We start from the raw sequence: 257 nt of genomic DNA, 5'->3' as shown, positions 1-257 counted from the left end.
CCCAAAACCTGAATATGTGGAAACCTTCGCCTGATATCGGACAATTGGGCACCTAACTCGGTCGGATTGCCATCGTCGAGCTTCTCGGCTTCGTCCAGTTCGGCATGACTACAACGCGAGGCATTCGCAACGATGCCTTTTACGCGCAACATCCAGGCAGCACCTTCCAGACGCGTCGAAAAATGGTCAGGATGCGCACAGTTAATCATGTAGTAGGCTGCATAGCTGTCTGTTGCGGCATCGACTTTCGATATGGC

1 protein-coding gene is annotated in these 257 nt (G+C 52.5%); it reads right to left on the bottom strand.

The genetic code is table 11. The features are described from left to right. Positions 1-257, bottom strand: a 257-nt coding sequence (locus tag NXS07_RS21340) for a homocysteine S-methyltransferase family protein (protein ID WP_258087682.1), incomplete at both ends; no start/stop codon positions are given.

Source organism: Xenorhabdus bovienii (assembly GCF_024721015.1).
Lineage (GTDB): Bacteria > Pseudomonadota > Gammaproteobacteria > Enterobacterales > Enterobacteriaceae > Xenorhabdus > Xenorhabdus bovienii.
This window is presented reverse-complemented; position numbering and strand designations above follow the sequence as displayed.